The sequence below is a fragment of the Natronoarchaeum sp. GCM10025321 genome (assembly GCF_042663585.1).
GTDB lineage: Archaea > Halobacteriota > Halobacteria > Halobacteriales > Natronoarchaeaceae > Natranaeroarchaeum.
Genome location: NZ_JBHTAN010000006.1, coordinates 3,028,392 through 3,035,204 on the forward strand (window position 1 = coordinate 3,028,392; position 6,813 = coordinate 3,035,204).

A 6,813-nucleotide genomic window follows, 5' to 3' on the forward strand; every position below is an offset into this window, starting at 1 on the left:
GACGTCGCAAAAACATGGGCCCGCTCGGGTCCTATAGTCCTCAGAATCGCCGTACTCCGTGGGGGAACTATGTGCTATCATGGTTGTTAGTTCGTCGAAAGGTGGTTTCGGCGCTGTTCCATCTTCTCGCGCTCAGTCCGGCGGTCGTAGTGGCGGTCGAGCACGTCGCGGCTCACGTCACACCGCTCGCTCACGATCTCCACCGGAATGTCCTCCAGCAGGTGCGCTGTAATCGCACCGCTTCGGACATCGTGTGGCGACCTCGACGCCGAACATCAACCGCGTCCTCGGCGAGTATAGCTGTAGCTTGCGGATTTTGAGAGAGTAGAGAGCGCTATCGTTTTTCGACTTCGTACTCGAACAGCGTTGCCGACGAGTTGGTGTCGGCGCTGTTCCAGATCACCGAGATTTCGGTGCCCGCGGTGAGGGCTTCGGGACTACCGCTGATCGACGCTCTGTCGTCAGTCAGGTAGCTCCCACTGCCGTCGGCGGCGATGTATAGCGAACTCTGTGAGCGCAAGCCGTCGGCTGAGTCCGACCAGTCCGCGCCGCTGTCGCTTACCGTCTCGCCGTCGACGACGACCGAGAGCGTCTCGACATCCTCGACCGTGTTCCCAGTCATATGGTACAGGCGGACCTGCTGGTCGCCATCGCCGTACTGCTCGACGTCGAAGCGCACATTCGGCGTCTCTTCGACGTCTCCAGCGCTCTGGTACAGATCGATGGCGAAGATGCCGAGGACTGAGGCGAGGATGACGACTATCGCGACGAGCAGGATGGTGCCGATTGCGCTCGACTGGGCGTCGGCGTCTGAAAAAAAGTGAGTCATTTGCGTGTGAACGGACTGTGGTGGGTCCGGTTAGCTGACGGTGTAGTCCTGAAGGACGGACGAGTCTGCCCCGTCGTCAGATTCCCAAACAATTCGGATGGTATCTCCTGATGAGAGCCCTTCCTCATTGTACGTGTCTGTCCCGTCGGTTACTTGATTAATTTGGTCAGGTCCGTCTTCGTAGTCGACAGCGAACGTATCATCCAAGTCTTCTCCGGATGCAAAGACTACCTGTACACTATTTCCAGCACTGATATCTCCACTACTGGACCAGACTTCTTTGACATCATCATCAGAAGGACCTGTCTGAGGCGTAATACCGTATGCTGTATCACCATTCACCGTGACGTCGATGTTACTTTCGTCAATTGTAGTACCAGTTTGATGTGAAATATCAACAACAGTTAAATTCGAGGAGTGCGGTGCTGCGTCAGTGAAATTTTCCGTACTTTGATCGAAGTCCCAGCTGGCTTGCGGAACTTGTTGTTGATCGTCACCAATACCAATCACGAATGCACCAATAACAGCGGCAAGAATTACAGTGATAGCGACCATTAGTATAACTCCTATCACAGGAGATACTGCTCGGTCCTCATCAGAATATTGCATATTTTTCATATCCATATTTATAGATCCCAGGAAGTCAGCACTGAGGAATCTCCACCCGAATCAGACTCCCAAGAGAGCGTTAGTGTTTCATTCTCAGCATCAGTGGCGTAGTCATTGGTGAAGCTAAAGTTGAGTTCAACAGAAGACCCAGCACTCACATCACTATTACCAAACGGTCCTGTGTCGATGTCGCCGCTATTGTCGAATACGTCAGTTGCAGTACCGGAGAACTGGAGCTCAAGATTGCTGTTAGATATTGTATCACCGGTCTGATGTGATAGCGTTACTGAATCGGAGCCTGTCTCGCCGGTCTGATCCCAATCCCAACAGCCTGTGGGACTTCTTGCTGATCATCACCGATACCAATCACGAACGCACCGATAACGGCCGCGAGAATTACTGTGATTGCAACCATTAGAATCACGCCGATAACCGGCGAGACCGCGCGTTCGTCGTCGTCCGTTTCGAGTAGTTTCTTGAAATCCATTGTGTGTACTTTGTAGGTTGTTTGCGCCGATTTCCGCCAAAGGATTCATATCAGACACGTCCGTGTGATATGATGAGGCAAGGGGTTCATGGGATCTGACACCCCTCCTCGCCTGTCCTTTCGCGTGCTGTCGGCGTTACACAAGAGAATACATTCATCCGTAATAAAACTTAAGCCAGATATGAAATATTACATCACAGTTGTAACCCAGACAGCATGTAAATTATAAGTAAATAATAACAACTAAATTAACGCCGAAATCGCTTGCGCGGACCTATAACGTGCAGAAACGGGCGGAGCCCTGGGACGCCGTCGAAGACTATCAGGTGTATCTCGACGTCGCCGCCCGGCATCCCGACAGCGGATCGAGCGCGCTCGCGTCGAATGGGAGATGCCGCGCGGTCGAATCCGCGCGTGGCAGAACGGCGCAAAGCCCGATCCCGCCCGCGCCGTCGAAGTCGCCGAGCAGCGCGGGTGGTTCGAGGGCGTCGACTCCGAGGAGTTCGCGGCGCTGAACCAGCTCGTCGCGTGGATTTTCTCGGGCGGCTCGATCTCCAGAGAGACCTTCGTCCCGCATTTCGCCGTCGACGACGCGACCGAACCGCGCGTGACCGACGCGCTGGACACGCTCGATATCGACTGGCGACGCGAGCGAGCGGACGAATCCGACAGAGCAACCGAGATCGTGCCCACGGACCACGCCAGCGTCCTCGGGCGAGCACTCGTCGTACTCGGTGCGCCACAGGGCGAAAAGAGCGACCAATCGGCGTTTTCGCTGCCGGAGTATCTCGACGACGTCTCGGACGAACTCCGGTACGAGTTCGTCGACGTCTACATTCGGAACCGCCAGACACCCCAAGGCGAGCGTTTCGTGATGGGCTTTCGTGAGGAACGATCCGAGGCATACCTCCAGGAGTTAGCAAACCTGATCGAAGACGTCGCAGGCGAGTCGGTCACCGCCAGCGAGAAGAATATCTACCTCTCCAGTGAGGCCGCCGACGCGCTGTACGGAAAGTTCCGGTCGTTGTGAGGTGTCCGGAAAGAGAGGGAAAGTCGAGAATTTGGCTTCGGTACGTACAGACGACCGACTGAACGGACAGCGTAGTAATCCACGCTCTTGACGAAACGCTACTTTGGACTTCGTCCTCACGTGTGTCCGGACTATCCCGTAACGGCTTCCCCTATGAGGGAACCCGGTATAATTCGATCTGTAGGCGTGCTTCGCCTGCGCTTGAGTCTGGGAATTCGATTGACCCGTGCGCGTTCTCGACGACCCATTTGATTAGCCAGAGGCCAAGCCCGCTCGAATGTTCTGGTGGGGTCTCTTCACCCTTCTCCAACGAATACCGTTCCACGTCCGGAATTGCCCCTTCATTCTGAATCTCGATTTGGGCCGTGTCTTCGCTTGGTGTCGAGACAGAGACAACAACAGTTTGGGAGTCCGTGTCCTGATGGACAATCCCATTCTCGATGGCTTCACGCAACGCGATGTCGAGATTCTCATCAGCAAGCACAGTCACTTCATTCGCTCCGGAAAACTGGACGTCGGCAGCCGAATATTCGGCTGTCGCTTCTTCGATGGCTGTCTTGATGTGGGGGCCAAGCTGCTGTGGCTCGACCGTCGTATCGCCTGTTGTTTGTTGAATGTAGCGGGCTTTCTCCGCCATCTCGACGACCGACTCAGCATGCTCGATGGCAGTTGCAAGTTGCTGGTGACTCTCGCCGGACAACGACTCCTCCTCGTCTATCAGTTTGAGCGTCCCCCTTACGAGGTTCAGATCGTTGCGGATGTTATGCCGGAGGACGCGGTTGACGATACCTAACCGTTGTTCGCGTTCGTTGATGTCGCGGCGTGCGCTCGTCAGCGAGTACGCTTGCTCCAGCATTAGTTGCGCATTCAACTCCGGGCTACCGGTTGAGCGATAGTCCTCGGGTGGGATGTAGAAGGGGTTCTTACAGAGCTGGTTGCGGTAGATGATTTGTTCGTGCGTTCGGAGAGCTTTTGCGGCCGATGTCTCATTGAACCGTTTGAGGTCGTACTGGCAGAGTGCGGTGACCGGGAGATTCGGGCAGGCGGCATCGAAGTCCGCTTCAAAATCGAGGACATGGTCGAATGACTGCTCGGTGTGGAAACACCACGAGTTCTCGCCGGCGAGCCACAACCCGTCGTAGCCGTCTTCGACGCTGACGTTGGCTTCGGTTTCGAGGGTCTTGATCATCTTTGTAGGGTCGAAGCCGGATTCGAGGTAGACTTCCTCGGCATCTCGAATGACGAGATCGCCAGCGTCGATGCGTTGCTCGACATCGATATTGGCTCTCCGGAGTGCAGATTTGATGTCGGCAGCGGTATTGACATCAAGCAGGTAGATGCAGCGGTGGCCAGACTGGAGGCCCTCGACGAGGAAGGCTGTGGTAGCAGCCAACTGGGCTTCGTTTGACCGATAGAAGAGCGCGAGGTGGCGTGTGAGATTATGAGACCCGAGTTCAGTACGGAGATCTGCGGTAGTCGCTTGGCGCGTCGTGTCTGCGGCAAACTGCGCCTCGGGTCGTTCTACCATTATCGGTCTTTTGGGATGAGAGCATAAAAGTGTCTACTATATAAAAGACGATAAGAGACCGAGGATCTTCTTGATGGCTTCGCAAACCTACTTACCGCGTATTTCAGTCTAAACGACCCGAAAATAGCGTCCGGAAACGTTCTGAAAGTCGGACGTATTCGGCCCCGATCACCCTTCCCACCCCCACCGAAAACCCCTTTACCTCCCGTGTGGCCGTCCGGGTTACAGGCTACTCGGACATGAACCTGAAAGCCCACGCTCACAGAGACGACATGAAGGTCTGGCTCAGTCAGACCGAAGTTGATCAACTAATCGCTCAGGCGGACGGCACCCAGCAGCGGATCGCCTTTTGGCTCGGCGCTCGCTGCGGGCTCCGATCCCATGAGGTCCTCGACGTGGCTCCCGAGGATGTCGTCGACACCGACGCCGGGACCGTGCTCCGGGTCTGGCACGGGAAAGGCGACCAGTACCGCGAAACGCCGGTTCCGCGGGATCTTGCGACGACCATCCGCACGATCGACGACGTTCGCGACGCCAGCGCCAACTCGTCGCTGCTCGACGTGACCAGCACTCGGTCACTTCGGCGCTGGATCCAGAACGCCGCCGATCGCCTCCAGGACGAAACCGGCGACGAAGGGTGGGACCACCTCGGCTTTCACGATCTCCGGCGCACCTGGGCGACCGCGCTCGCCAGCGCCGACGTCGACGCACTGCTCGTCTGCGACTGGGGCGGCTGGAACGATCTGGAGACGTTTCTGGAGCACTACCGCGGGACGTACTCGCCGGAAGCCCAGCAGCGAGAAAGAGGGAAGGTAGACTGGCTCTAATTTACCGAATTTTTAACTAATCGCTATGTCTTGCGCTTAGTAATGCCTGTAGAGTGTGCGATTTGTTCAACTGAGGTGGACATGCCATTCCAATGTAAATACTGTAAAGACCCATTCTGTATAGATCATCGCCTGCCCGAAAAACACGAGTGTATCGGGTTGGAAAACGGATGGGAGCCAATTCAAGAAGAACAGGAAACTCAGTCTAAGAACGACGGCCAAATCCAGACAGAGAGAGATGAGGCCCCATTTGAACGCATCTCCACACGCGAACGGATTCGAGAAGAGTTTGAAACGGTTGATGCACAGGTGATGGGAACAACCCCGGAGAGTGAAGAAATCATTGATGACCGGTCTCCAGATGTCGCATCAGACGGATCACTTATCCAGTCCCAATCCAAGGAAACTGAAGAACGGGCGGAGGAAAGTAATACATCGAAAACGCCTGCGCATCAACAGTCTTTCTTTAGTCTTTCAACAGTTGGTTTATTACTTCTCGTGAGTTTCGCCTGTACAGTTCCGTATGCAATGTGGGTAGGAACCCCAGCAACTCAAGAAGGATTTGTAGAGGCTATCTTTCCGATTCTCGCCGCTGGTTTTCTTATTGTCATTCCAGTTCGGTGGTATCAGCGGCGTCGTTCACGAAAGAGACTATTAGACTGAATTGAGCGTGTCATAGAAAGCGTCACGTACGAAGCAGCAGGGTGCGCGAAGTGTGTCCAACACAAGCGCAACCCTGCAAGATGTAGCTTCGGTAGACGACTTCTTGAATGTCGCGGCTATCGAGACAGTGCCGCTGTTTGAACATCTTGAGTTCGAGTTTCTGCTGGAGTACGACGTGTTCGCCCCCGCTTCGAGGGGGCGAACACGAGTTTACCAGCCACCAGATCTCTTTCGCGGCTTTCTGCACTGCTACTACGAGGATGTGTACGGTACACGCCCGGTTACACGAGAACTTCAGAACGGCCTTGTCTGGTACTACTGCGGACTCGACAAACCGCCATCCAGAGACACCATTGACCGCTTTCTCACTGACCTCGAACAAGTTATCGACGATGTCTTCGACAGACTCGTCGAGCAGGCCGCCGCCCGCGGCCTGCTCGACTCCACGTACTCCATCGATTCGACACACGTTGAAGCGATTCAATACAACGACGCGGCGTCATGGAACTACGATCCAACGGCTGAGGAGTACTACTACGGCTTCGGCTGTACGATCATCTCGACCGGCGCAAAGATCCCGATAGCAGCGGAGTTCACACAGGCCAAACAAGCAGATAAAGAGACGGCGATGCGCGTCACGTACGCGGTCTGGATGCTTGGAGACAGCGCCTACGACATCCTCGACTGGCACGACCACCTGCTGGCCGCAGGGGTCGTGCCAGTCGCCCCATACAACCCGCGAAACACTGACGACCCGAAAGACATCAAGTACAGGGTCGAAGACCGAATCGAGGAACATAGCGAGGACGTGCAGCTGAAACAATCTATCTTGGACGAGAC

8 protein-coding genes and 1 pseudogene are annotated in these 6,813 nt (G+C 55.3%); 4 read left to right on the forward strand and 5 right to left on the reverse strand.

What is annotated here, in order from left to right; all coding sequences use genetic code 11:
- Window positions 1-86: 86 nt before the first annotated feature.
- The 4 genes and pseudogenes from ACFQL3_RS18440 to ACFQL3_RS18455 form a co-directional block, all read right to left on the reverse strand.
- Window positions 87-275, reverse strand: a pseudogene (locus tag ACFQL3_RS18440) (site-specific integrase); the annotation flags it as partial.
- Window positions 276-334: 59 nt separating this feature from the next.
- The gene (locus tag ACFQL3_RS18445) at window positions 335-829 is read right to left on the reverse strand and encodes a type IV pilin (protein ID WP_377051047.1); all 495 of its coding nucleotides are present in this window, start codon (window positions 827-829) and stop codon (window positions 335-337) included.
- Window positions 830-859: 30 nt separating this feature from the next.
- The gene (locus ACFQL3_RS18450; protein WP_377051049.1) at window positions 860-1,453 is read right to left on the reverse strand and encodes a type IV pilin; all 594 of its coding nucleotides are present in this window, start codon (window positions 1,451-1,453) and stop codon (window positions 860-862) included.
- Between the two features lie 268 nt (window positions 1,454-1,721).
- Window positions 1,722-1,925: a type IV pilin gene (locus ACFQL3_RS18455; protein WP_377056989.1), complete on the reverse strand. Its 204-nt coding sequence runs from the start codon at window positions 1,923-1,925 to the stop codon at window positions 1,722-1,724.
- Window positions 1,926-2,316: 391 nt separating this feature from the next.
- On the opposite strand from ACFQL3_RS18455, the gene ACFQL3_RS18460 reads away from it, so the two are divergent.
- Window positions 2,317-2,955, forward strand: coding sequence for a hypothetical protein (locus ACFQL3_RS18460; protein WP_377051053.1), 639 nt, complete (start codon window positions 2,317-2,319; stop codon window positions 2,953-2,955).
- A 151-nt stretch (window positions 2,956-3,106) separates the two neighbouring features.
- On the opposite strand, the gene ACFQL3_RS18465 is transcribed toward ACFQL3_RS18460, so the two are convergent.
- Window positions 3,107-4,483, reverse strand: a complete 1,377-nt coding sequence (locus ACFQL3_RS18465) for an MEDS domain-containing protein (protein WP_377056991.1) — start codon at window positions 4,481-4,483, stop codon at window positions 3,107-3,109.
- Window positions 4,484-4,722: 239 nt separating this feature from the next.
- Here ACFQL3_RS18465 and ACFQL3_RS18470 point away from each other — a divergent pair, with 239 nt between their 5' ends.
- The 3 genes from ACFQL3_RS18470 to ACFQL3_RS18480 all read left to right on the forward strand — a co-directional run.
- Window positions 4,723-5,310 (forward strand): tyrosine-type recombinase/integrase, encoded by a 588-nt coding sequence (locus tag ACFQL3_RS18470; RefSeq protein WP_377051071.1) that lies wholly within the window; start codon window positions 4,723-4,725, stop codon window positions 5,308-5,310.
- A 42-nt stretch (window positions 5,311-5,352) separates the two neighbouring features.
- Window positions 5,353-5,973 carry an AN1-type zinc finger domain-containing protein gene (locus ACFQL3_RS18475; protein WP_377051057.1) on the forward strand — a complete coding sequence of 207 codons (621 nt, stop codon included), beginning with the start codon at window positions 5,353-5,355 and terminating at the stop codon, window positions 5,971-5,973.
- Between the two features lie 52 nt (window positions 5,974-6,025).
- Window positions 6,026-6,813, forward strand: a 788-nt coding sequence (locus ACFQL3_RS18480) for a transposase (protein WP_377056994.1), incomplete at its 3' end; no start/stop codon positions are given.

Coding starts and splice junctions, on each gene's coding strand:
- ACFQL3_RS18445 (WP_377051047.1), bottom strand. CDS start 829: ATGACTCACTTTTTTTCAGACGCCGACGCCCAGTCGAGCGCAATCGGC.
- ACFQL3_RS18450 (WP_377051049.1), bottom strand. CDS start 1,453: ATGGATATGAAAAATATGCAATATTCTGATGAGGACCGAGCAGTATCT.
- ACFQL3_RS18455 (WP_377056989.1), bottom strand. CDS start 1,925: ATGGATTTCAAGAAACTACTCGAAACGGACGACGACGAACGCGCGGTC.
- ACFQL3_RS18460 (WP_377051053.1), top strand. CDS start 2,317: ATGCCGCGCGGTCGAATCCGCGCGTGGCAGAACGGCGCAAAGCCCGAT.
- ACFQL3_RS18465 (WP_377056991.1), bottom strand. CDS start 4,483: ATGGTAGAACGACCCGAGGCGCAGTTTGCCGCAGACACGACGCGCCAA.
- ACFQL3_RS18470 (WP_377051071.1), top strand. CDS start 4,723: ATGAACCTGAAAGCCCACGCTCACAGAGACGACATGAAGGTCTGGCTC.
- ACFQL3_RS18475 (WP_377051057.1), top strand. CDS start 5,353: ATGCCTGTAGAGTGTGCGATTTGTTCAACTGAGGTGGACATGCCATTC.